Here is a 23,660-nt window from a genome sequence, read left to right as displayed (position 1 = left end):
CGGGGCTCCATGCCCGTTATGCCGCACAGGCTTAAGGCGTGGCAAGCGCCTGGTCGGCGTGGTGCGCGGCGATCATGCGCCAGTCTTCCTGAATCGACAGGAATGCGTCCACCATGTCCGGATCGAAGTGCTGCCCCCGCCCACGCGCGATCATGGCGACCGCATCCTCATGGGAAAACGGCTCCTTGTAGACGCGCCGGCTGATCAAGGCGTCGTACACATCGGCCAGCGCCATCAGGCGGGCGGAAATCGGGATCGCATCGCCGACGAGACCCTGCGGATAGCCGCTGCCATCCCATTTCTCATGGTGTGATTGGGAGATCTCTTTTGCGAAAATCAGGAAAGGGGCGGCTTTGCCCAGCCGCGTCTCCGCCTGCGCCAGCACCTCGTAACCGAGCGTGGTATGGGTCTTCATGATCTCGAATTCATCCGCGTCGAGACGTCCCGGCTTGCGCAGGATGCTGTCCGGAATGCCGACTTTGCCGATATCGTGCAGCGGCGCGGACTTGTACAACAGCGCGATATTTTCTGGCGTGAAGAATCCGACGAAGCGTGGATGGTCGCGCAGCCGCTCCGCCAGGGAGCGGATATACAGCTGGGTGCGCAGAATATGGCTGCCGGTCTCGTCGTCCCGGATTTCGGCCAGCGCGGCCAGCGCCAGGATGGCCATGTCCTGGCTTGCCTGCGTCTCCTTGGTCAGGTGCGCGATTTCTTGTTCCTGGGTGGTCTTGCTGTCGAGGGCGAACGGTGGCAGCGTTGCGTGCGCCGATCGCGGCCCGCACGGCAGGATGGTGGCGTGGCGCGATCGCGGCATGCTGATAGCGGTGATGTCTGGGGTATTTGCGTTCATATTGTTCTGCCTGGTCTACGACGCCTCGGCGGACTGGAGCGCGTCTATTGCTGGAGGGGGGCGAATGCCCTGACTCGCAGCGGCACAGGTGAAATCATAGTGGCGATGTGATGATGGAAGCGGAGGGAGCGCGATTTGTCAGACCAAGTTACCGTCTGGCTCACCAGACGATGCATACGACTGAGCCTGGCAGGCACAATTTAATAGGGATTTGGAATATATGCCAAGCACACTTGCATGACCATACCCGGCAACCCGGGAATACTTGGAATAATAGTGACTGTTCAGCAGCTAAGCAGTTAGCTGGATAGGATTGCCGGTGAAGGCGCGTTGCAGGACGGTGAGCATGCCGTGCCCTTGCTTGCGTAGCGTGTCGAGGCACGAGCGGATGACGCAGAAATGCTAGGCACCGGCGAGCGTGCGGAAGCAGCCGGAGATTTTCTGTTTGACCTTGGGCATGCGCACGGCGCGTTCACCAACGTTGTTGGTGAACGGCACAGCCGGGTTGCTGATGAAGCGCAGGACGGCGTCGGCGTGTAGGCAGAAGCGACGTAGAAAATTGGCCGCGACGCTTTGCTTACCACGGCCGCGCTGCCCCGGTTGTTGTTTGGTTTAAGGATGGATCGCTTCACCTTCACGCACCAGGGCGTCGTAGACAGTGCGGAAGGCGGCAACATCGCTTGCATCGAGCGTACGCTGTTGGCAGCCGCGCTGCCGTGCAGACCCGGTTGGCGCCGAGCAGCAATTGCATCATCGACTCGGGCCATTGCTCGCCGGTGACCTCCTTCACATAAACCAGTTCGCGCAACAAGTGGGCATTACATAAGGCATGGACCGAATCATCAAGCCGCCAGTACGGTGCCCAGCAATCATGTACCAACACGCCAAGGCGGTTGGGTAGGATCCCATGTGCCTCGATGGCCGCCATGCCCCGCTTGGCGTGCACGCCGTACCATGTCAGCGTGTCGCTGGCGGCGATGTGCAACCAGTGTAGTTTGCCGGCCACGCGCAGGCCCGATTCGTCGGCGTTCAGGACCGGCGCGGCATGCAACTGGTCGGCAATGCGGTCCGCCGTCGTTTGCAGGGCCGCGCGCGCTTCGGCCGGCCACGCCAGCAGCGTGGCCGGCGAGATCGAGAGACCATAGACATCGTGGATCAATTCGGCGGCGCGTGCGTATGGCAGCATTTGGCCCTGGGTCAGATGCACGCCCAGCGCGCGTACATTAGGACCGTACTGCACCAGTTCGGTCACGTCGGAGGGAAAGCTGCTCACGTGGGTCTGGCCGCAGCGACAAGTCATCGCCAGCGTACGGTGTTCGATGACGTCGAACACCGTGCTGGGCACATCGATGATCCGGCGCCGTTCGGCGACCTCAGCCTGCTCCAGTGGCAGCGCGCTGTGACAGCGCATGCGACGGCTCGCGCAACGAACTCGTCTTCTTGGCCAGTCCATCGGACGACGGCGGTTTGCTCGAATTCTGGCTGGTCTTGTTCACCTTCGACTCCAGCGCGTCCAGGCGCACAAGCAAACTCAAAATGAGCGTGTCCTTCTCCTCGTGCGAGAGGAGGAAAGGTCGGGAGCCGTTGGTTTCTTTGCCATGCCGGCATGATGAACGTGTCTGGAACTGTTTACAACCTTTTTATTGCCGCCATAGCGGCTGAACAGTCACGAATAATATTTCCTGATCGGCTTAAATTATTATCCCATCGCCATTCCATTGATATTCTACATAGTATTTTCCTTTAAGTAGCGGCTGATGAAATTGGAAATATTGCGAAAAAGTCTTTTAACTCCACCATGCATCCCTGCGCCGGCCAGTATCTGAAAGTTCGGATGCATACAGCGTAATTCGGTCTGATTAATAGAGAGAATAATTGCCGTGCCTTTTCTCTTCCCTAGAATTAACTCAGGACAGGGAAAACCATATAGCTGAAAACGACAGCGTCTCCCATCCGTTTTATATGGCGCCGCAAGCAACATATCCAGCGCCGGGTATCTTTTACTTCGTTAACTAGGAGTTTTGCAGAATGAACAATCATAGTGAAAATGGCCTTATTGAGAATTCTATTGGGGCGGCGCCGGTCCCTCGCCCGGCCCCCCCAGCACCGGTTGCCTGGGATCCTGCGCTTGCTGAGGCTGCGGTGCGGGCCGAACTGGTGGCTCAGCGCCAGGCTGACGCCTTGGGCAAGGGCTTGGGTGAACTGATGGAACAATCGGGCCTCAGGTCGGGGCGTTATGTGCCGCTGTTTGGCAGCTATGACGGAGCGAAGCGGGAAATCAGCTTCCTCGACATGAACTCGCCCGGATATGAAGTCAAGACCGTGAAAGTGTTTTCCGACGAATTGAGTGGCGCGCTGGACTATGTCGAAGGCTTGCCGGCGCAGATGAAGGGCGCCTATACAGTGGACGGGGACGGGAAATTCCATCCAGTCGAGGTCGAGATCGAGGGCAGCTTTAGCGGCGCCGAGGGCCTGTTCGCAGGACTGGCCCTTCAGGAGATCATCAAGAAACTCACGGAAACAGATGAGGACGCTTCCGCTGCGTTGAAAGCGCACAGCTACGTCGGCTTCACCAGAACCGGCGTGGCCGGCCTGCAGGATATCGTCAAAGTGGGTGAAATGGTGGGCGCGCTGACCGAGGGCGAACGGTTGCTCAGCGTCGCCGGCAACCTGTCGAAAGCGCTCGAAGTGGGCGGTCTGTTGCTGGATGGCGCTAACACCGGCTTCGACATCTATGAGATCGCCAATGCCAAAACACTGGAGGAAAAGGTCGAGTATGGTACCCGTCTGGGGAACGATCTCACCACGGTGGCGATGGGCGGCGCGGCGTTCGCGGCGGACCTGGCTGGCGCCGCGACGGCGGCCGGCGTCATCAGCGCCCTCGCCGTTCCGCTCGCCGGTCTCGGCATCGGCATCGGCGCGCTGGTTGAACAGGCTATGAAGAATTCCAAGGAGATGAAGGCGATCAACAATTACTTCGACAAGGCCAAGGCAGGCTACGAGAAGGGTGGCTACGATTGGAGTGATGATAAGAAAAACGTCTTGATGCCTCAGGTGGGCGTGGTGATCAGCAAGCTCGACTTCACAGACGGCGCCGGCTATGTCACCTTCGGCGGCAACACCATGGACCAGGTGACGCTGAACAGTGGCGGCTTCAAGCATCTCTCCGGCCGAGTCTTCGATTTGCATGAAGGTTTTGGTGTCACCCATTCCGTGTGGCTGCGGGACAATAGCGACGCGGTGGTATTGCCTTACATGCCGACCACCAAAGGTGATTTTACGTACACGGCGGATAGCACCGGGCGTGCCAAATCCATCGAGGAGATTGACAAGAACAAGCTCACAGACAATGGCGATGTGATTGAATTTAAGACTAGGAACGGCCTCGAAACGTATCAAAAGCTGAGCCGTCGGTTCTTCGATACGACGGTCGAGGTGGTGATGGGCAAGGATCAGAAGCAACTGATCATGCCTTCCGGCGAACACGAGCATGGTGACTATCCCTCGCATGACGGCGGCGATCATTCCACCAACGATTGGACGATGAATTACCAGATCACGGGCGGTGGCGGGAGCTATAGCCTGTCGCTGAGCACGTACGGTGGCGTCACGCTGAACGAAAAGGCGGATAGCAAGTCGAGTTGGATACTGATGCCGGGCGAAAAAATGGGCGACGAGGTCGTCGTCGGTGGCCGCTCCCTGACGGTCGGCGGCGAGTCGATCTCCATTAAGTGCCCTGACCGTACAACCGTGAGGGTGATGCTACAAGATGGCGTGGTGCAAACTGCGGACTTCGCGCAACAAAAAATGGTGGGCGCAGCTCTGAGCTCTGAATGGTTCACTAAGAACCCAGGTGCGACATTCTCCCAGATGGTGGCAGCCGCCAACAAGTATGGTGTAACAGATTTCGATGTGAGCGGCATGCCGATCGGTGGACGTGATGTCCCCGGTGATAATATCCACGGTTTGTCGAACCCACCGCGCGCCAGTAATACCTTGTCCGGCCACTATGACTCAGCGACAGGTGAAGTGAGCGGCATCGACAGTTTTGGCGTCATGCTCAAGGTGAAGGCGGACTCTGTCTTGGCCGAGGACCTTGTCGCGATCTTGCCCGGGCAGCTGGTCCCGACCCTGCTGGGTTTTGGCAGCGAATATTTCAAGCGCAATCCCAAGGCCACGCTGAAGACTTTGGCGGACGAGGCCGCTAACTATGACGCCAAGGATTTCGACGTTTGCGACATGCCGATTGACGGCAGCCTCACGATGTCCGGCCACTACGATGCGCAGGAGCAGAAATTAACTGGTGTTGACGAGCACGGACTTATCTGGGAAGTTGCGTGCCCCCTCGGTTTGTCTGGGAGTGCTTATGCTAATTTCTCGATTATGCGGGGCTTTGCTGGCCCCTACTTCAAGGAACATCCCAACCTCACGTTGAGTGCTTTGGTGGCGGCGGCCAAGCAGATTGGCCTGGGTGATTTCCAGGCATGGGACTTGCCGGTCAAGGGCGGGCGCACCGTGTCCGCCTGCTACGACGCGAAGAGCGGCGTACTGAACGGAATCGACTCGCACGGCGCGCTTGTCAAGATCGCAGAAGATTTTTCCCCGACCCTGCAGGGTTTCGGTGTCGACTATTTCAAGCGCAATCCCGCAGCCACGGTGATGAATTTAGTGGCGGAGGCTGCTAACTACGATGCCCGAGACTTCGGCGTCAGCGGCATGCCGCTAAAGGGCGGCCATACACTGTCTGGCCACTATAATGGGCAGAGTCAGGAATTGAGCGGCACTGACGAGCTAGGCCGCATCTGGGAGGTGACCAACGGTTCGACCAAAATAATCGGCTTTACGGGCATCTATTTCAAGGCTCACCCCTTGAGTCAGTTGAGCGAGATGCTAAAGCCAGCCGATGACCTTGACGGAGGAGATCTCGAGGTGTTAAACCTACCGATCGGAGATAACCTGACGATATCCGGCCGCTACTCCTTACACAGCGGGATCGGGGAACTGATCGGTACCGACCCGAGTGGTGCGATCTTCAAGATCGCGGAAAATCTTACTCCGACTCTGCTGGGTGTTGGCGCTGACTATTTCAAGACAAATCCTCATGCTACGCTGGACAACTTGGCGGCGCTCGCCAAGGCTTGGGGCGTCAGTAGCTTCGATGTGTTCGGTATGCCAGGCAAGGACGGCCATGCGATCTCTGGACATTACAGCGCGAATGCTGAGACGTTGCTCGGGGTCGACCAGGATGGGCTAATTTGGGAGGTCAAGCCTAATCAGAACCCGGCCATGCGCGGCTTTGGCGCGCCATACTTCAAAACGTCGGGGGTCGCGTTCGATACGATGTTGGCCAAGGCCAAGGAGTACGGTGCGGAGGCGTTCGATGTGGACGGCATGCCGATGGCGGATGGACAGTTGCTGAGCGGTCGCTACAGTGCGCAGAGCGGACTGATCACAGGTGAAACCAAGGACGGAGCGATCTATGTGCTGGATGGGCGGCGGCAACCCATGTTGGTGGGCGCGAATCTGGCGGCGCTGCCGCAGGGCGCGGCCATGCTGCCGACACTGATGAAGCTGGCAGCAGGGAAAGCCAGCGTGCTCACCTTGCTGGGCGTGACGGATACGAACGGCAAGCCGGTGTCGGCCTGGTATGATCCGGCCGTGCAAAAGCTGGTGGTGGGTAAAAGTCCCACCGATGCGGCGCTCAGTTACCTGGGCGTCCATAAGGGCAAGGCGTGGCTGTTCGACGCCGACCACGGCCAGTTGCTGTCGACCGCGCCAATCGACAAGACGGACTCGCTCGACGCGCTCAAACAGGTGCCGGTGGCCGAGGCGCAGTACGCCAATCTGCCCAAGCTGGTTTCGGCGACCCGCTCGGGCGCGACCATCGTGGTGCAGACCAGCGATGACGTGACGCTGAGCCTGAATCCAGCGGATCCCGCCGATATCAATGTGCTGGAGGTGACCAGGAACGCGACGGATCACGGCGCCGGACTGAAGGCTCTGCTGGACTCCAAGTACGGCTACGCGCACAACGACGAGACGATACATGTGCGCAGCGACAAGGGAGAACATGCCACGTACAGCTGGTACAACCGAAAGAGCGATAGCTTCACCTCGGAACGCGACGCGGCCGTGCAATATGTGGGCTACGACTCGACGAGCAAGCGCAGCTACCTGTTCGATCCGACCAAGGGCATGCTGTTCGCGGACGACAGCTCGGCCAACCCGGTTGGTATCGTCGCCAAGCATGTCGTGCGCGAGGGCAATGTGCTGGGCCTGGACGGCGGCGTGAGCGCGAATCAGCTGGATAAACTGCAACTGCCCAAGCTTGACGGCGTGGACACCTATGTGGTTGGCACCGACGAGGGGTTGTCGTTCAGGATCAAGGATGGAAAGACCGAGCTGCTGCAGGCCGGCTCGACCTGGATGGCGCAGTATGCGAAGGCATGGCATAACGATGTCATGGAGAACGCCGCCGACAAAATGATTGATTTTCGTCGTACTATTGGTCCCCATGAAAACCTGAAGGTTAGCGAGATAAGGAATTGGATGTCGTCGCTCACCTTGGATCCCAAGGACGCCGAGATTGCCGAGGTGGTCTACCATGCTTTCGGTGATGCGTCTGGCCTTAACATGAGGATTCCCGTCGGTGTCAGCGAGGAAGCTTACGAGACGGGCTTGAATGATCTTCTGAGTGGGGGGAGTGGCGATAGCGTCGAGCTCGATGTCGTCTTCCGTAATGCTGCGCAAAGCCTGAAAGACCACTGCGCTCACTCCGAGGTAGACGCGGCCGTGCACCACATAAATTCTGACCTACTGTCGAATCTGGCGGCTGCTGCCAAGAAATTCGAAACCAGCGATTTTGATGTGGATGGGGTCCCGCTCAAGGGCGGTTACATCCTGTCCGGTCGCTACGACGGGAAGACGGGCAGCGTAACCGGAACCGATCAGCGCGGCATTAGCTGGACGCTAAGCGCAGGCGCTGAGGAACACACACATGAAAACCAGTATGTCGTGGACCAAGCCATGAAGGGGTTCGGCAGCATGTATTTCAAGCAGCATCCCCAAGTCACGCTGGCGGACATGGTGACGGAGGCGAAGGGTTTGGGCGCTGGCGAGTTCGACGTGGTAGGTATGCCGATCGCGGGCGGTCATACGGTGTCCGGCCGCTACAATGCCCAGACTGGAAAACTGCTCGGCACCGATGAGCAGGGCAAAGTATGGGATGTGAAAGGCGTCCTGACGCAGAGTACGCCGTCGGTGCTTGCCGCGGTCGGTCTTTCTGACGTCGCCGCTCCGCAAACAAGCCGGGGCCAACTGGCCCAGGCGATGAGCGCCTTCGTGCAGGACGGCGTCGCCGGCAAGGCGGCGGCCGCGTCGCCCGCCTCGGCGGCCGGGTTCCTGGCCCAGCCATTGCAATCCATTCGACCAAGCAGCAGCCTGAGCTGATCCTTCTGTCTGGTCTGATGTAGCCTGCGGGCGGTGGGCGACCGCCGCCCGTTTTCACGTTCGGCCCCGGGCACTCCCCGGCTGGGCGTGAGCGCGCCGGCCGACTCGGCTGGTGCCGATTGCAAGGGTAATTCGGTCTGAGTAATGGATCGGACAATCGCCATGTATTTTCCTTTCCATACACTGCGTTCGGGACCGGGCAGTTTTCATTGCTGCGTCAACGGTGTTGCCCCTTCGTCCTGGCTTGGCGCCGCCAATACATATCGAACGCCAGATCTTGTTGCCTCACTTTATTAAATTAGGAGTTGTGCAGAATGAACAGCCATGATGAAACTAGTTTGGGTGGAAAGACGATCGCGCCCCTTTCCTTGTCCGGGCCGCGCCCGGGGACGATGACGCCGCTGCCTCCCCCCCAGTTTGCCGAGGCCGGCGTGTGCGCCGAGCTGGAGGCGCAACGCCAGACCGACGCGCTGGGCAAGGGCCTGGGCGACCTGATGAGGCAATCGGGGCTGGACGCGAAGCGCTATGTACCGCTGTTCGGCAGCTATGACGAAGAAACGAAGGAATTGAGTTTTCTGGATACCGGGTCGGCCGGCCACCAGGTGAAAGTCGTGAAGGTGGCCGCCAAGGATCTGTCCGAATCCCTGCAATATTTCCTGGCCTGTTGGAGAATGATAAATATGGCAACGTGTGGGATGTGAAAAGTGACAATAGCCTGAATATGGGCAAGCGCTTCAGCAATCAACCTCCAATGACCTACCCCAGCGATCTCAACGCGGTGGCGCAAATGAACCGGGCCAGGCGATGAGCGCCTTCGTGCAGGACGGCATTGCCGGCAAGGCGGCGGCCGCGTCGCCCGCCTCGGCGGCTGGCTTCCTGGCCCAGCCACTGCAATCCATTCGGCCAAGCAGCAGCTTGAGCTGATCCTTCTGGCTGGTCTGCTGTATGCGGTGGTCAAGTAGCCTGCGGGCGGCGGGCGGCCACCGCCCGTTTTTACGTTCGCCCCCGGGCAATCGCCGGCAGGGCGTGAGCGCGCCGGCCCAGTCGGCTGGTGCCGGCGGCAAGGGTAATTCGGTCCGAGTAATGGATCGGACAATCGCCATGCATTTTCCTTTCAATACACTTCGTACGGGACCGGACAGTCGCCGTTGCCGCGTCATCGGCGTTGCGCCTTCGTCCTGGCCTGGAGCCGCCTATGCATATCGCGCGCCAGATCTTGTTACCTCACTTCATTAAATTAGGAGTTGTGCAGAATGAACAGCCATGATGAAACCAGCTTGGGTGGAAAGACGATAGCGCCCCTTTCCTTGTCCGGGCCGCGCCCGGGGACGGCGCCGCCGCTGCCCCCCCAGTTTGCCGAGGCCGGCGTGCGCGCCGAGCTGGAGGCGCAGCGCCAGGCCGACGCGTTGGGCAAGGGCCTGGGCGATCTGATGAGGCAATCGGGGCTGGATGCGAAGCGCTATGTGCCGCTGTTCGGCAGCTATGACGGGGCGAAGCGGGAAATCAGCTTCCTCGACATGAACTCGCCCGGACATCAAGTCAAGACTGTAAAGGTGGGTTCCGACGAGTTGGGTAGCGCGTTGGACTATGTCGAAGGCTTGCCGGCGCAGATGAAGGGCGCCTATACAGTGGACGGGGAGGGGAAATTCCATCCAGTCGAGGTCGAGATCGAGGGCAGCTTTAGCGGCGCCGAGGGCCTGTTCGCAGGACTGGCCCTTCAGGAGATCATCAAGAAACTCACGGAAACAGATGAGGACCTTTCCGCAGAATTGAAAGCGCACAGCTACGTCGGCTTCACCAGAACCGGCGTGGCCGGCCTGCAGGATATCGTCAAAGTGGGTGAAATGGTGGGCGCGCTGACCGAGGGCGAACGGTTGCTCAGCGTCGCCGGCAACCTGTCGAAAGCGCTCGAAGTGGGCGGTCTGTTGCTGGATGGCGCTAACACCGGCTTCGACATCTATGAGATCGTCAATGCCAAAACACTGGAGGAAAAGGTCGAGTACGGTACCCGTCTGGGGAACGATCTCACCACGGTGGCGATGGGCGGAGCTGCGTTCGCGGCGGACCTGGCTGGCGCCGCGACGGCGGCCGGCGTCATCAGCGCCCTCGCCGTTCCGCTCGCCGGCCTCGGCATCGGCATCGGCGCACTGGCCAAGCAATGGATGGGAAAGGCTGAGCACACCGATAAGATCAACGATTACTTTAATCGAGCTAAAGAAGGCTATGAAAGCGCCGGCTACAACTGGAGCGACGACAAGCACAGCATCCTGGTGCCGCAGACAGGTGTGGTGATCGACACGCTCGATCTGAAAAATGGCAAGGTCACCTTCGGTACGAACCGCATGCATGAGATGAGTAAGGGCGGCGGCCTCAACGGCTTGGTGGATGAGTTCGACGCGACTCACGGCACGGGCGGAGTCTTTGACCTGTGGGAGGGGTTTGGCATCAAGAGTCAAACTGTGGATCTGGATAAGTCTAGCGATGTGGTCGTCTTGCCTTACATGCCGATTTGCCTTGGCTATTTCACTTCCGGTACGGCCTTCGGCAGCAAGAGTACGGCCATCGAAGGTATCAACGGCAAAAAGAAGGCGAATGGCGAGACCATTAAATTCGTCACGCACCACGGCGGCACAAAGTATGAGAATTTGAAGCGTGCATATGCCAACAGCACGGTCAAGGTGGTGATGGGCAAGGTCTCGCAACAACTGGTCATGCCGGATATGGCGCATATGACAGGCGAAGTACCCACTGCCGAAGCCTATCATTCGTTGGATTGGTCCATGAACTACAACATCACCGGCGGCGGCGGCTCGTATGGACTGACGTTGAGCACTTACGGCGGTGTCACCTTGTCAGAGGACGGCGACAGTAACAGCCACAGCCACTCAAGTTGGACGCTCATGCCGAGCGATAAGCTGAGCGAAGAGATATCCGTCTCTGACCACTCACTGAACGTCGGCGGCGAGACCGTTTCCATTAAGTACCCTGACAGCACGATCGTGAGGGTGATGCAAAAAGACGGTGTGATAAGGACTGCGGATTTCAAGGAGCAAAAAATGGTGGGCGCAGCTCTGAGCGCTGAATGGTTCACTAAGAACCCGGGCGCGACATTCTCCCAGATGGTGGCAGCTGCCAACAAGTATGGTGTAAAAGATTTCGATGTGAGCGGCATGCCGATCAAGGGGCGCGAGGTCTCCGGTGACAATGTCTCGGGCTCTCAGCCCTCCCTCGTCAGCAATACCTTGTCCGGCCGCTATGACTCAGCGGCAGGCGAGGTGAGCGGGACCGATAGTTTGGGCGTCATGCTCAAGGTCAAGGTGACGGGGGACCTGGTCCCGACCTTGCTGGGTTTTGGCAGCGAATATTTCAAACGCAATCCAAAGGCCACGCTGAAGACGTTGGCGGGCGAGGCTTCTAACTATGGCGAAAAGGATTTCATTGTTCTCGACATGCCGATTGACGGCAGCCACACGATGTCCGGCCACTACGATGCGCAACAGCAGAAAATGATCGGTGTCGACGAGCACGGGATTATCCGGGAAGTTAAGTATGCTTCAGTTAGCCGTTTCAATTCCTCGACCATGTTGGGCTTTGCCGCCCCCTACTTCAGGGAACATCCTCACCGCACGTTGAGTGCCTTGGTGGCGGCGGCCAGGCAGGGCGGCCTGGGTGATTTTCAGGTCTGGGACTTGCCCGCCAAGGGCGAACACACCGTGTCCGCCTGCTACGACGCGAAGCTCGGCGAGCTGAGTGGCATCGACGAGCAGGGGGCGGCCGTTAAGATCGCGGAGGACCTCACCCTGACCCTGGTGGGTTTTGGCGTCGATTATTTCAAGAAAAATCCCAAGGCCACGCTCGCCGACATGGCGGCGATGGCCAAGGGCTATGACGTCAGCGATTTCGATGTGGGCGGCATGCCCCGCAAGGATGGCCGCCCGATGTCCGGGCACTACAATGCGACTACCAGGGAATTGGTCGGTCCCGACGAGGACGGGATTGTTTGGAAGATCACATCGGAGCGGGCTCCGGCTATGCTGGGGTTTAGCTCCGCATATTTCAAGCCTCCTGCGCGGCCGACACTGGCCGGCATGGTGGCCTTGGCCAAGGCGCACGGCCTCGGCGATTTCGACGCGATCGAGATACCGATCGGCGGCGCCAGCACGGCGTCCGCCCACTACGATGCAACGACCAGGAAATTGATCGGGACCGATACCCACGGGGCCATCGTTGCAATGTCGAATACCCTGGCGCCGACCCTGCTGGGCTTTGGCGCGGCCTACTTCAAGCTGAATCCCCAGCCCACGCTGGATGGCATGGTGACAAGCGCCAAGGCGTTTGGCGGCGCCGACGAATTCGACGTGGTCGATATCCCGCTGAAGGATGGCGGCACCGCATCTGGCCATTACAGCGGCAAGACCGGACAACTGAGCTGCACCGATTCGTACGGGGCCATCGTCACGATGTCGCCGACCCTGACGCCGTCGCTGGCGGGCTTTGGCGCCGCCTATTTCAAACTGAATCCTCACGCCACGCTCGATAGCGTGGTCGCGGCGGCCGCCAGCCGGTATGGCGCGGATGAATTCGACGTCGCCGGGTTGCCGATCGAGGGTAAGCCGGTGTCCGGCCACTACAGCGCAAAGACCGGGAAGTTGGTCGGGACTGACGCGCAAGGACTCATTTGGGAAGCCCAGCGTGGCCGGAGCCCGGTCATGCTGGGCTTTGACTCGGACTACTTCCAGTCCGCCGGGACTAGCCTGAAGGCGATGCTGGCAATTGCCAACGCGTATGACGCGAATGGATTCGATGTGCTCGGCATGCCGTTGAAGGGCGGACGGACCATGTCCGGCCATTACGATGCGACGACAGCGAAACTGTCCTGCGTCGACGGGCAGGGCGCCGTTTGGGAAGTCGGCATGGATGGCGGCCCGATCATGCTGGGCTTTGGCGCCGACTATTTCAAGCAGCATCCCCAGGCCACGCTGGCGCAGATGGCGCACACGGCCGCGGTCGATGGTGCGGCGGAGTTCGTAATAGATGGCCTGGCGCTGCCGGACGGCCAATTGCTGAGCGGCCGTTACAACCAACAGACCCGGATGTTCACTGGCGGGACCAAGGACGGTGCGATCTATGTCGTGACCCCGCCGCAGGAGGCCACCTTGCTCGGCGCGGACATGAGCAAGCTGCCGCAAGGCGCAGGCATGTGGCCGGCGCTGAAAAAGCTGGCGGCAGGCAAGGCGAGCGTACTGGTGCTGGTGGGCGTGCAGGACGCGCAGGGCACGCCGGTATCGGCCTGGTACGACGTGGCCGCGCAAAAACTGGTGGTGGGGAAATCCGCCGCCGGCGGCATGCTCAACTACCTGGGCATCAGCGATGGCAAGGCGTGGTTGTTCGACGCCGCACGCGGCCAACTGCTGTCCACCGCGCCGCTCGACCAGGCTGATTCGCTGACGGCGCTCGCGCAGGCGCGAACTGCCGATGCGCAGTATGAAAATCTGCCTAAGCTGACTTCGGCGTTCCGGCGCGGCGCGGCGATCGTGGTGGAAACCGACGACGGCATGACCTTGCGTCTGAACCCTGCGGACCGGGCCGACATCGAATTGCTGGAGGTCCGCAGGGGCGAGGCGGACCATGGCGCCGGCCTGAAGGGACTGCTGGACAAGTATGGTTACGCGCAGGGCGGCGACGTGGTGCACGTGCGGAACGGCCAAGGCGAGCATGCCAGCTATAGTTGGTACAGCCGGACGAACGGCACGTTCACCTCGGAGCGCGCGGCGGCGGTGCAGTACGTTGGCTACGATACAGCGGGGAAGCGGAGCTACCTGTTCGATCCGGACAAGGAGATGCTGTTCGCCGACGACGGCTCGGCCGATCCCGCCGGCCTGGTTGTCCGGCATGTGGCGCGCGAGGGCAATGTCGTCGGCCTGGACGGTGGCATCAGCGAGGCGCAACTGGGGCGCTTGCGCTTGCCTGCGCTGGACGGGGTCGATACCTACGTGGTCAACCTCGACGAGGGGCTGTCGGTGCGGATCAAGGACGGCAAGACCCAATTGCTGGCGGTCGACGCCAACTGGATGGCGGCGCACGTGCAACCAGGCATGGCGGTCGACTTGTCGCCTTTGCGTGCGCGGGTCGAGCGCGACACGCGCGTCAGCGCGGCAATGGAGCAGATCGACTTCGCCAAGTTCGGCGCCTGGGTAAGCGCTTGCAAGGATGCCGAGGCGGTCGACGCCGTGGTGCACGCGGTCGGCGACCAGTTGGGCATCGGCCGCGCCGGGCGCGGCTACCAAGGCAACGTCGTGGCCGCCCTGGATGCGCTGAGGAGCCGCGGCGCCGATCACTATTTTGTCGTGGATGCCGCGCAGAAGGACGTGCGTGCGCAGCTCGCCGCCAGCCAAAAAGCGCTGGACGATGGCGTCGCGAAGAACAAGACGCATGTCGTTCTGCCGAATCTGGCGGATTGCGCTGAAAGATACGCGACCAGCGCTTTCGACGTGGCCGGCATCGTGCTCATGGACGGTCACATCCTGTCCGGCCGCTACGATGGCCAGCAAGGAGCGGTGACCGGAGCCGACGAGCGCGGCATCCGCTGGCGCCTGGGCGCCGGCCAGGACCCGGCCATGCTGGGTTACGGCGCCGTCTATTTCCAGCACAACCCGAGGGCGACACTGGACGGCATGGTGCGGACCGCCAAGAGCTTAGGCACCATCGAGTTCGACGTTGTCGGCATGCCGATCAAGGGCGGTCATCAGGTGTCGGGGCGCTACAACGCGCAGACCGGAAAATTGCTCGGCACCGACGAACAGGGCAAGGTATGGGATGTGAAAAGTGCCCAGGACCAGACCGAGCTGCCGCTGGCCGCCGCCGCTTGGCCGCAGGCAAACCGGGGGCAGTTGGCGCAGACGATGAGTGTCTTCGTGCAGGATGGCGCCGTCGGCAAGGCGGTGGATGTGCGGTCCGCGCCTGCGGACATATTGCTGGCCTCGCCGTTGCAATCGGTGCGACCGGGTTCTGGCCTGGCGTAGGCCGGGAACATGACCTGACGTAGCCGACGGGCGGTGGGCGACCACCGCCCGTTTCATGAAAGCCCGGTAAGGGCATCGGCCGCTTCCGGGAGGAGTTCTCCTCGCGGCCTCTACCACCACATTTACGATCAAGGATTATTATGCGTTTTCTGCTCGCCGCCGTCACCCTGGCGGCTACCGTCTCCGGCGCCTGGGCCACCGAACCGAAAAACGGTGTCGACTATCTGACGCTGAAGGCCTTCGCGCCCAGCCGCGCCGGCATCGGCGCAAAAGTCGAGGTGGTTGAATTTTTTATGTATCACTGCCGGCACTGCTACACGCTTGAGCCATTGCTGGCCGACTGGGTCAAAAAGCAGGGAGACAAGATTTCCTTCCGCCGCGTGTACCTGGCAGGCGACCCCGCTGACCCGCAGGCGCATGCCTACGTGACGCTGGAGGCGATGGGCAAGCTCGACGCGATCCACGATAAAATTTTCAGCGCGGTCCAGGTGGAGCGCATTCCCCTCGGCGAGGACGAGGCGCTGCTTGAATTCGTGGGCAGGTTCGGCGTCGACAAAGCGGCGTATGGGGAATTTTTCAATTCCTTTGCGGTCCAGTCGAGAATTCGACGCGCCATGGAGTTAGCCAGCACCTACAAGATCCGTGGCGCGCCCAGCGTCGTGGTCGATGGCAGGTACATGACGTCGCCGTCGTTGACCTGGGGGGCGGGGCACAGCGAGGCGCAGGCGCAGCACGCCATGATCGCGGTGCTGGATGCCTTGGTGGTCAAGGCCAAGAGCGAGGACGGCCGGCGCGCCGGACCGGTCGCGGCGGCAAAATGATCCGAAAAACCGGCGGGCGCCAGGCCGGTCTCGTTGGGCGGGGACACCTGGGCGCGTCATTGCGGTAACTTGGTCTGATAAAACGGCACCAAACATTTCGCCGCAGCAATGCCGATATAACATCCCTCTATACCACTGAAGGGCGAGGCCGCAGGCGAACTGCGCCTCGATCGCCCTGAATTCCTTGACGCACCGCGCGCAATCGCCGCACTTTTTTCGGAATGAATTTATGATACCCGACACCTCAGACGAGGTCGCATCAGCCCTGTACTGCGCCACCTGCCTGCTCGATCTGGCGGGCGTCGAAGCACTGGCTGCCGAACCGCAGGCGGGCCGCGTGCTCGCCGCCGAGCTGGCCGACTTCGGCCGCCGCAATCAAGTCAAGCTGCGCCTGAAAAAGCTGGGCTGGCGCAAACTGAGGCCGGACATGCTGCCGTGCGCCTACCGGCGTGGCGACGGCGGTTTCGCCGTGTTGGCCAGGATGGATCAGACCCAGGCGCTGATCCAATCGCCAGGCCAGGCCGGGCCGATGGTGATGCCCCTGGCCGAGCTGGAGGCCGATTGGCGCGGCGAGGTGTTGTGCCTGGCCGGCGCCGCACTGCGTTTCGACCTGAGCTGGTTTGTGCCGGCGTTCGCGCGGCACCGGCGACTGCTCGGCGAAGTGCTGCTGTTTTCCTTTCTGCTGCAGTTCCTGGCCCTGCTGCCGCCGCTGGCCTTCCAGGTGGTGATGGACAAGGTGCTGGTGCATAATGCACTGGCGACGCTGGATGTGATCGTGCTCGGCCTGGTGTTGGCCGCGCTGGTCGAAGCCTTGCTGAAGGGCCTGCGGGAATATCTGCTGAGCCATACCTCGACGCGCATCGACGAGCGCCTGGGGGGCGACCTGGTACGCCATCTGCTGGGACTGCCGCTGGCCTATTTCCGCAGCCGCCAGGTCGGCGCCATCGTCTCGCGCGTCCGCGAGGCCGACACCATCCGCGAATTCCTGACCGGCGCCGCGATGGGACTGAGTGTGGACCTGGTGTTTACGCTGGTGCTGCTGGGCGTGATGGCGCTGCTGTCGCCCAAGCTGACCTGCCTGTTGCTGCTCTCGCTGCCGCTGTATGCGCTGATCGCCTGGCGCGCCACGCCGGGCCTGCAGGCGCGCATCGAGACCATGTTTCTGCACGGCGCCCGCAGCGCCTCGCTGCTGGCCGAGTCGCTGGCGGCGGTGGAGACCATCAAGGGCTTGGCGGTGGAGCCGCGCATGAGCCGCCGCTGGGAAGAAACCACGCGCGACCAGGTGGCCAGCGGTTTTTCAGCGCAGACCCGGCAGGTGCTGATCAGCCAGTCGGTGCAATGGGTGCAAAAGGTCGTTTCGGTGCTGATCCTTTGGCTGGGGGCGCACGAAGTGATGCAACTCAGACTGACGGTCGGACAACTCATCGCCTTCAACATGCTGGCCAGCCAGGCCAGCCAGCCGGTGACCCGCCTGGTCGACCTGTGGCAGCAATTCATACAGGCGCGGGTCGCGGTCGATCGCCTCGGCGAGATGCTCAACCTGCCCGTCGAACAGGACGCCGGCAGCCTGGCGCTGTCCGGGCGCCTGCGCGGCGAGATCGAGTTGCGCGACGTCGCGTTCCGCTACCGGCCCGAGTTGGCGCCGGCGCTCGACGGCGTTTCGCTGACCATTCCTGCCGGCCAGACGCTGGGCATCGTCGGGCCGTCCGGCTCCGGCAAGTCGACCCTGACCAAGCTGGTGCAGAAGCTCTATTTGCCGCAGCAGGGCGAAATATACATCGATGGCCAGCCGCTGAGCGGCTTGAATCCGAGCCAGTTGCGGCAACGCATAGGCGTGGTGTTGCAGGAAAACTTCCTGTTCCACCGCAGCGTGCGCGACAACATCGCGTTGCGCGAGCCGGCCACGCCGCTGGAAGACGTCATGCGCGCCGCGCAACTGGCCGGCGCCCACGATTTCATCCTGAAGCTGCCCATGGGGTACGACACCGTATTGGCCGAAGGGGGCAGTTCGCTGTCCGGCGGCCAGCGACAGCGGCTGGCGATAGCCCGCGCGCTGCTGAGCGATCCCGCCATCCTGATTTTCGACGAGGCCACCAGCGCGCTCGACGAGGAGTCGCAGCAGGTCATCCGCGACAACATGCCCGACATCGCGCGCGGGCGCACGGTGCTGATCGTTGCGCACCGCCTGTCGACGATCCGCGACTGCGACCGCATCGCGGTGCTGGAAGGCGGCAAAGTAATTGAAAGCGGCAGCCACGCCGAATTGCTGGCCAAGGGCGCCACTTACCGCCGCCTGTGGCGCTTGCAACAAGATTTTTCTACGGAGAACGAACATGAAGCTTAAAACATTCTGCGCCGCATGGGCGGACCGTCTCAGGAACGCTGGCGACCGCGCGCGGCCCGACAGCTCTTATGAATTTTTGCCGGGCCACCTGGAAATCCTGCACCGGCCCGCTTCACCATGGGCGCGCGGCGTCGCGCTGTCGCTGGCCTTGTTGCTGTTGCTGGCGCTGGTGTGGGCGATAGTCGGCCGGCTGGACATCCACGCCAGCGCCGCCGGCCAGGTGATCGCCTCCTCGCGTTCCAAGGTCATCCAGCCGCTGGAGCAGGCGGAAGTGGTGGCGATCCGGGTCGGCGATGGCCAGCGCGTCAAGGCGGGCCAGGTCCTGCTTGATTTGAAGCTGGTCGGCGCCGGCGCCGACACGGTGCGCCTGCATGAGCAACTGGCTTTCAATCAATTGGAAAAAAGCCGCTTTCTCGCCCTGCTGGCGAATGACCCGATCGCCGCCTTCGTGCCGCCTGATGGGGCCGATCCGGCGCAGGTGGCGAACACCCGTCTCCATCTTGCCGACGAATGGCAGGTGCTGCGCGCGCGCATGCAGGATCTGGAATCGGAAATCCAGGTCAACACCGCGAACCAGCAGGCGACCGTCCGCGACCTCGATTCGCTCGACAAGGTGCATACCAACGTGGCCACCCGCATGAATTCGCTGCGCAAGCTGGAAGAGCAGGGCATGGTGTCGCGCGTGGGCTTGCTGGAAAAGGACAAGGAGCAATTGGACATCGAGCAGCGGCAGGTGCAGCAGAGCGCGCAGCAGAAAGTGCTGAGGGCACAGGAGTTGAACCTCGCCGACCGCAAGCGAACCTATCTGGCGCAGACCCGGCGCGACTACGCCGACAAGCTGACCCAAGCCAATAACGCGATCATCGATCTGCAGCAGAAACTGGCCAAGGCCGTGGAACGGCAGGACCTGCAAAGCCTGCGTTCGCCGGTCGACGGCGTGGTGCAACAGTTGGCGGTGCACACCGTCGGCGGCGTGGTGACGCCGGCGCAGGTGCTGATGATCGTGGTGCCGGATGCCACCGAACTGGAGGCGGAAGTGAACCTGCTTAACCAGGACGTCGGCTTTACCGTGCCTGGCCAGCCGGTCGCCGTCAAGGTCGATGCCTTTCCGTATAGCCGCTATGGCACGGTGCCGGCCACCCTGTCGTTTGTCTCGCACGACGCCGTCAAGGACGAGCGGCTGGGTTATGTGTTCCCGGCGCGCGTGCGGTTGACGCAGGATTACATCATGGTCGATGGCCGGCGCATGCCGCTGCAGCCCGGCATGAGCGTGGTCGCCGAAGTCAAGACCGACACGCGGCGCGTGATCGATTATTTACTGAGTCCGGTGCGCGAGTATCAAGCCACGGCGATGCGGGAGCGTTAACATGAACACGAACTTGCCCAACCCCATGATGGATCCCGGCTTGCTGGCGCTGGCGCGCGCGGCTGAACACTTCGATGTCGCGGTCGCCCCGCGCCGGCTGGCCCACCGGCTGGGCCGGACCGATGGACAGGCCGACGTCGGCGAGCTGTGCCGGCTGGCGCACTGGATCGGCCTGCGCGCCCGGGTCGCGCTGTATCGTCGCGCCGATCTGGCCACCTTGCCGACCCCGGCGTTGCTTGGAACCCGGCTCGGTTTCGTGGTATTGCTGGCGGTCGAGGCGGAGAGCGCCACGCTGTGGATGCCGGCGCAGGGACGCGAGTGCCGGCTCACGCTGGCCGAGCTGCATGCCATGCACGACGGCACGGTGCTGCTGCTGGGGGAGGCCCGCAATCCCGCCGGGCGGGTGCCGTTCGGGCTGCGCTGGTTCCTGCCGTCGTTGCAGCGCCACCGCAGCCAGTTCGTCTGGGTGTTGCTGGTGTCGCTGGTGCTGCAATTGATCGCGCTGGTTAGTCCCTTGTTCTTTTCCAGCGTGGTCGACAAGGTGCTGGTGAGCCGCGGCATCGATAGCCTGCAGGTCTTGGGGATCGGCCTGCTGGCGCTGGCGCTGTTCGAGCCGCTGTATGGTTTCATACGCAGCTGGTTGTATGGCAATCTGGCCAGCAAGATCAATGCGGAACTGGAGGGTCGGGTTTATGGCCACCTGATGGCTCTGCCACTGAGCTACTTCCGTCACCGCCAAGCCGGGGCGATCATCGCCCGCATCCGCGAGATGGACCATGTGCGCCAGTTCCTGACTGGTTCGGGCTTGACCTTGTTGCTCGACATGGTGTTTGTCGTCATCTTCCTGGCGGTGATGCTGTGTTATTCCGCGGTGTTGACCGGGGTGCTGGCCTTGTCCCTGCTGTTGTGCTTTGTGTTGTGGATGGTGATTGGCCCCTTGCTGCGCGAACGCGCATTGAGCGCCTACGAACGCAACGCCGAAGCCAACGCCTTCCTGATGGAGGCGGTGAGCGGCGTCGAGACCATCAAGACCAGCGCCGTCGAGGAGCGCGTCGCGGCCCAGTGGGAGCGCCGCCTGGCGGCCTATCTGCGCGGGCAGTTCGCCACCAAGCTCATGGGCATTGCCGTCGGCCAGGGGATCGGCTTCCTGCAAAAGAGCACCTCCGCCCTGATGTTGTGGTTCGGTGTGCACGCCGTATTGGCCGGCAAGATGAGCGTTGGCGAGCTGGTCGCCTTCAACTTGTGGGCTGGCCATGTGGTGGAGCCGATCCTGCGCCTGGCGCAGATCTGGCAGGATTTCCAGCACACCCAGATCGCGTTGCGGCGGGTCGGCGATATTCTCGATGAACCTGCCGAGGCGGCCGGCGAGGGCGTTGGCGCTTTGCAGACGCTGGATGGCAAGGTCGCGTTCCGGCAGGTGCGCTTCCGTTACGGCGCCGACAGCGAGGAAGTGTTGAAGGGCTTGAATGTCGACATCGAAGCAGGCCGTTTCATCGGCGTTACCGGCGGCTCCGGCTCGGGCAAATCGACGCTGGTGCGCCTGCTGCAGCGCCTGTACACGCCGCAGCAGGGGCAGATCCTGATCGATGGCGGCGATATCGCGATCGCCGATCCGGTCGAGCTGCGCCGTCAGATGAGCATCGTGCCCCAGGAGAGCGTGCTGCTGGCCGGTTCCATCGCCGACAACATCCGTCTGTGCAAACCGGGCGCCAGCGATGAGGAAGTCCGCGCCGCCGCCAGCCTGGCTGGCGCCGACGCCTTCATCGCCGCGCTGCCGCAGGGTTTTGAGACCGATGTCGGCGAGCGTGGCTGCAACCTGTCGGGCGGCCAGCGCCAGCGGGTGGCGCTGGCACGCGCGTTGCTGACCGATCCACGGATACTGATCCTGGACGAGGCCACCAGCGCGCTCGACTATGAGTCCGAGGCCGCGATCATGCGCCGTTTGCCGGAGATCACGGCCGGGCGCACGGTCATCAGCATTGCGCACCGGCTCAACACCATCCGTCACGCCGACGCGATTCTGGTGATGGAGGATGGCCGCGTGGTCGAACTGGGGCGGCATGAGGAGCTGCTGGGTAATGAAGGGCAGTACGCCAAGTTGTGGCGTTTGCAGACGGCCGAGTCCTGAACGCTTGCTAAGCCAGACGGGGACCGGCTTACTGGCCGGTCCGGGCCGTCGATGGCGCCCTGCGCTTTGCCGCGCAGATCAGGGAGTAGCGCTCGACGTTGTTCATGTCCTTGATATTGTCCGCCTGATTGGACAGGGGATGGCCTTCGGCGCGCACGGCGTCGAAGTCCACCAATACCAGGCAGTCGCTTGAAACGTCGTACATGATGTTCTGGTTCCCGATGTCACCGTGCCTGAAGTCGACCCGGGTTAATGCCTCGTTCATTCGATGGAAGAGCTCGCGCATTTTCCCCTCGTCAAAGATGTTGGCAGGAAGCTGGTGCCTGAATTTGTCGCGCATCGAGGAGTCGCTGGATTCGTACAACTGGAACAGGTTGAGTCCGTTCACTTTTTGTAAGAGCTGTTTCGTCGAAGACGCGAATACAGGCACATTAAAATGCTTCTGGAGCGCTTCGGGCAGCTGTTTCACTTTCAAAAATACCTGGTTCATGCGCTCCCAGTCCGGAACCGGCTCCTTCAAATGCTTGACCACCAAAGAGTGGGCGTTGGGGTTCTTGCGTGCGTACACGCCACCGTATGCGCCCTGGCCCATTTTTTCAGCGGCGTTCGATTTGTTGTCCGTCCCTGCATAGTTGAATAGTTCGACGAATCGATTTTGGCCGCGGTCATACAAATGGTAGGCGCGCTCGCCGGCACTGTTGGCGGTCTTGAGCAAGTCCCTGTTTTCGTAGGTCTTGTGGTTAAAAGGTAAGGTGAATTCTTGCGCATAACGTTCGAGCAGCGGATGGCTGGGACCGGCCGAATTCGATATCAATTTGAAGAAGGGCTCCTCGCGCTGTCGGCGCTGCTGAGCTTCTCCGCCTTCGCGATCGCTGGAGTATTCATTGCGGTAAGACGCATATTGCCAGCCCGGCGCCGACACATCGGAATCGGGACGCCGGCCGGCGGGCACGCCGGACTCCAGCAATGCCGTTTCCAGGTTTTGCACGAAATCCTGGAGCTTCTTGAGCCCCTCCGCTTCGTAACGGCACTCCGCTCCCTGCGGTTTGATGTAAAGGGTAAATTGCGCCCCTCGATAGAGTCGCGACTGCCGGGAGCAGCGCTCCATGTCGGTGACTTTCCAGCTATCTATCGGGCTATCCATGGAAAATAGCAGCGGGGCTACGGCACTGAATGCCGCTGGCAGTTGCTCCGGACGGACGCTGATATGGATCTTATCGCCGGCGTATTGATCGGGCTGCCCGCCGCCGGTTCGACGAACGTGGATGAAGGCATCGGCACCTGGATTGCTCAATCTATGTCCACATTTCTCCTGGATGAATCCGGCCAGACGACCATCGTCATACGTTGGCGCATTGCACTCGCGCCTGAATACGAACTCATCCATCTTTCGCATCTCGTCGCGAAGTTCGTCCTGTTTCGCGAGCAAGTGGTCTGTGGCCGCTTGCCAGGCCGGTTGCGCCGGTGTTTGAGTTTGGATTCCCGTTTGAATCGGCGGTAAGTCCAGATGCAGGTTGAGGTGTGGCCGTGAAGCGCGCATATCGATTCTCCATTCGTATCATGAGCACGATGGGCGCCCACATATGGCCATATAGTGATGTTGATCCCGCATTCAGTTCGATCGGCATTGCCGAGTATTGTATGAACTTATTTCGGCCGGCTTGACACTGGTTTGTGGAC

Annotated in this window: 10 protein-coding genes and 2 pseudogenes; 7 read left to right on the top strand and 5 right to left on the bottom strand. The window is 61.4% G+C overall.

Going from position 1 to position 23,660, the window contains the following annotated elements:
- Positions 1–31: 31 nt before the first annotated feature.
- The 4 genes and pseudogenes from KVP70_RS16175 to KVP70_RS34335 all read right to left on the bottom strand — a co-directional run.
- Positions 32–745, bottom strand: a pseudogene (locus tag KVP70_RS16175) (HD-GYP domain-containing protein); the annotation flags it as partial.
- Positions 746–1,252: 507 nt separating this feature from the next.
- Positions 1,253–1,375: pseudogene (locus KVP70_RS34660) on the bottom strand (IS66 family transposase); the annotation flags it as partial.
- A gap of 109 nt (positions 1,376–1,484) precedes the next feature.
- Positions 1,485–2,261: an IS66 family transposase gene (locus tag KVP70_RS34655; protein ID WP_255575825.1), complete on the bottom strand. Its 777-nt coding sequence runs from the start codon at positions 2,259–2,261 to the stop codon at positions 1,485–1,487.
- Positions 2,224–2,346 (bottom strand): hypothetical protein, encoded by a 123-nt coding sequence (locus tag KVP70_RS34335; RefSeq protein WP_416053870.1) that lies wholly within the window; start codon positions 2,344–2,346, stop codon positions 2,224–2,226. The genes KVP70_RS34655 and KVP70_RS34335 overlap by 38 nt, the downstream gene beginning before the upstream one ends.
- A 532-nt stretch (positions 2,347–2,878) precedes the next feature.
- Between KVP70_RS34335 and KVP70_RS16165 the strand changes: the two genes are divergently transcribed.
- The 7 genes from KVP70_RS16165 to KVP70_RS16135 all read left to right on the top strand — a co-directional run bounded on the left by KVP70_RS16165 (position 2,879) and on the right by KVP70_RS16135 (position 21,980).
- Entirely contained in the window at positions 2,879–8,299 is a 5,421-nt protein-coding gene (locus KVP70_RS16165; RefSeq protein WP_217943248.1) for a TcdA/TcdB pore-forming domain-containing protein, read from the top strand.
- A 314-nt stretch (positions 8,300–8,613) separates the two neighbouring features.
- Complete coding sequence (locus tag KVP70_RS16160; protein ID WP_217943247.1) at positions 8,614–9,000, top strand: hypothetical protein; 387 nt, start codon at positions 8,614–8,616, stop codon at positions 8,998–9,000.
- Positions 9,001–9,552: 552 nt separating this feature from the next.
- The gene (locus KVP70_RS16155; RefSeq protein ID WP_217943246.1) at positions 9,553–15,321 is read left to right on the top strand and encodes a TcdA/TcdB pore-forming domain-containing protein; all 5,769 of its coding nucleotides are present in this window, start codon (positions 9,553–9,555) and stop codon (positions 15,319–15,321) included.
- Positions 15,322–15,461: 140 nt separating this feature from the next.
- Entirely contained in the window at positions 15,462–16,142 is a 681-nt protein-coding gene (locus KVP70_RS16150; protein ID WP_217943245.1) for a thiol:disulfide interchange protein DsbA/DsbL, read from the top strand.
- A 229-nt stretch (positions 16,143–16,371) separates the two neighbouring features.
- On the top strand, positions 16,372–18,486 hold the full coding sequence (locus KVP70_RS16145; RefSeq protein ID WP_217943244.1) for a peptidase domain-containing ABC transporter: 2,115 nt from the start codon (positions 16,372–16,374) through the stop codon (positions 18,484–18,486).
- A complete protein-coding gene (locus tag KVP70_RS16140) occupies positions 18,476–19,852 on the top strand; it encodes an HlyD family type I secretion periplasmic adaptor subunit (RefSeq protein ID WP_217943243.1) in 1,377 nt (458 codons plus the stop codon). Before KVP70_RS16145 ends, KVP70_RS16140 begins: the two co-directional genes overlap by 11 nt.
- Before the next feature lies 1 nt (position 19,853).
- On the top strand, positions 19,854–21,980 hold the full coding sequence (locus tag KVP70_RS16135) for a type I secretion system permease/ATPase (RefSeq protein WP_217943242.1): 2,127 nt from the start codon (positions 19,854–19,856) through the stop codon (positions 21,978–21,980).
- Positions 21,981–22,008: 28 nt separating this feature from the next.
- Here the strand turns inward: KVP70_RS16135 and ospF are convergent, their stop codons facing one another.
- Positions 22,009–23,520 carry a type III secretion system effector phosphothreonine lyase gene (gene ospF / locus KVP70_RS16130; protein WP_217943241.1) on the bottom strand — a complete coding sequence of 504 codons (1,512 nt, stop codon included), beginning with the start codon at positions 23,518–23,520 and terminating at the stop codon, positions 22,009–22,011.
- Positions 23,521–23,660: the final 140 nt, after the last annotated feature.

Origin of the sequence: Duganella violaceipulchra, from assembly GCF_019166075.1 — a bacterium.
Classification (GTDB): Bacteria; Pseudomonadota; Gammaproteobacteria; order Burkholderiales; family Burkholderiaceae_D; genus Rugamonas; species Rugamonas violaceipulchra.
The sequence above is the reverse complement of the archived record's forward strand: the minus strand, read 5'-3'. Positions and strand labels throughout refer to the sequence as shown.

Excerpts from the sequence above, each read along its gene's own strand:
- KVP70_RS34655 (WP_255575825.1), bottom strand. The coding sequence starts at position 2,261 with ATGCGCTGTCACAGCGCGCTGCCACTGGAGCAGGCTGAGGTCGCCGAA.
- KVP70_RS16165 (WP_217943248.1), top strand. The coding sequence starts at position 2,879 with ATGAACAATCATAGTGAAAATGGCCTTATTGAGAATTCTATTGGGGCG.
- KVP70_RS16160 (WP_217943247.1), top strand. The coding sequence starts at position 8,614 with ATGAACAGCCATGATGAAACTAGTTTGGGTGGAAAGACGATCGCGCCC.
- KVP70_RS16155 (WP_217943246.1), top strand. The coding sequence starts at position 9,553 with ATGAACAGCCATGATGAAACCAGCTTGGGTGGAAAGACGATAGCGCCC.
- KVP70_RS16150 (WP_217943245.1), top strand. The coding sequence starts at position 15,462 with ATGCGTTTTCTGCTCGCCGCCGTCACCCTGGCGGCTACCGTCTCCGGC.
- KVP70_RS16145 (WP_217943244.1), top strand. The coding sequence starts at position 16,372 with ATGATACCCGACACCTCAGACGAGGTCGCATCAGCCCTGTACTGCGCC.
- KVP70_RS16140 (WP_217943243.1), top strand. The coding sequence starts at position 18,476 with ATGAAGCTTAAAACATTCTGCGCCGCATGGGCGGACCGTCTCAGGAAC.
- KVP70_RS16135 (WP_217943242.1), top strand. The coding sequence starts at position 19,854 with ATGAACACGAACTTGCCCAACCCCATGATGGATCCCGGCTTGCTGGCG.
- ospF (WP_217943241.1), bottom strand. The coding sequence starts at position 23,520 with ATGCGCGCTTCACGGCCACACCTCAACCTGCATCTGGACTTACCGCCG.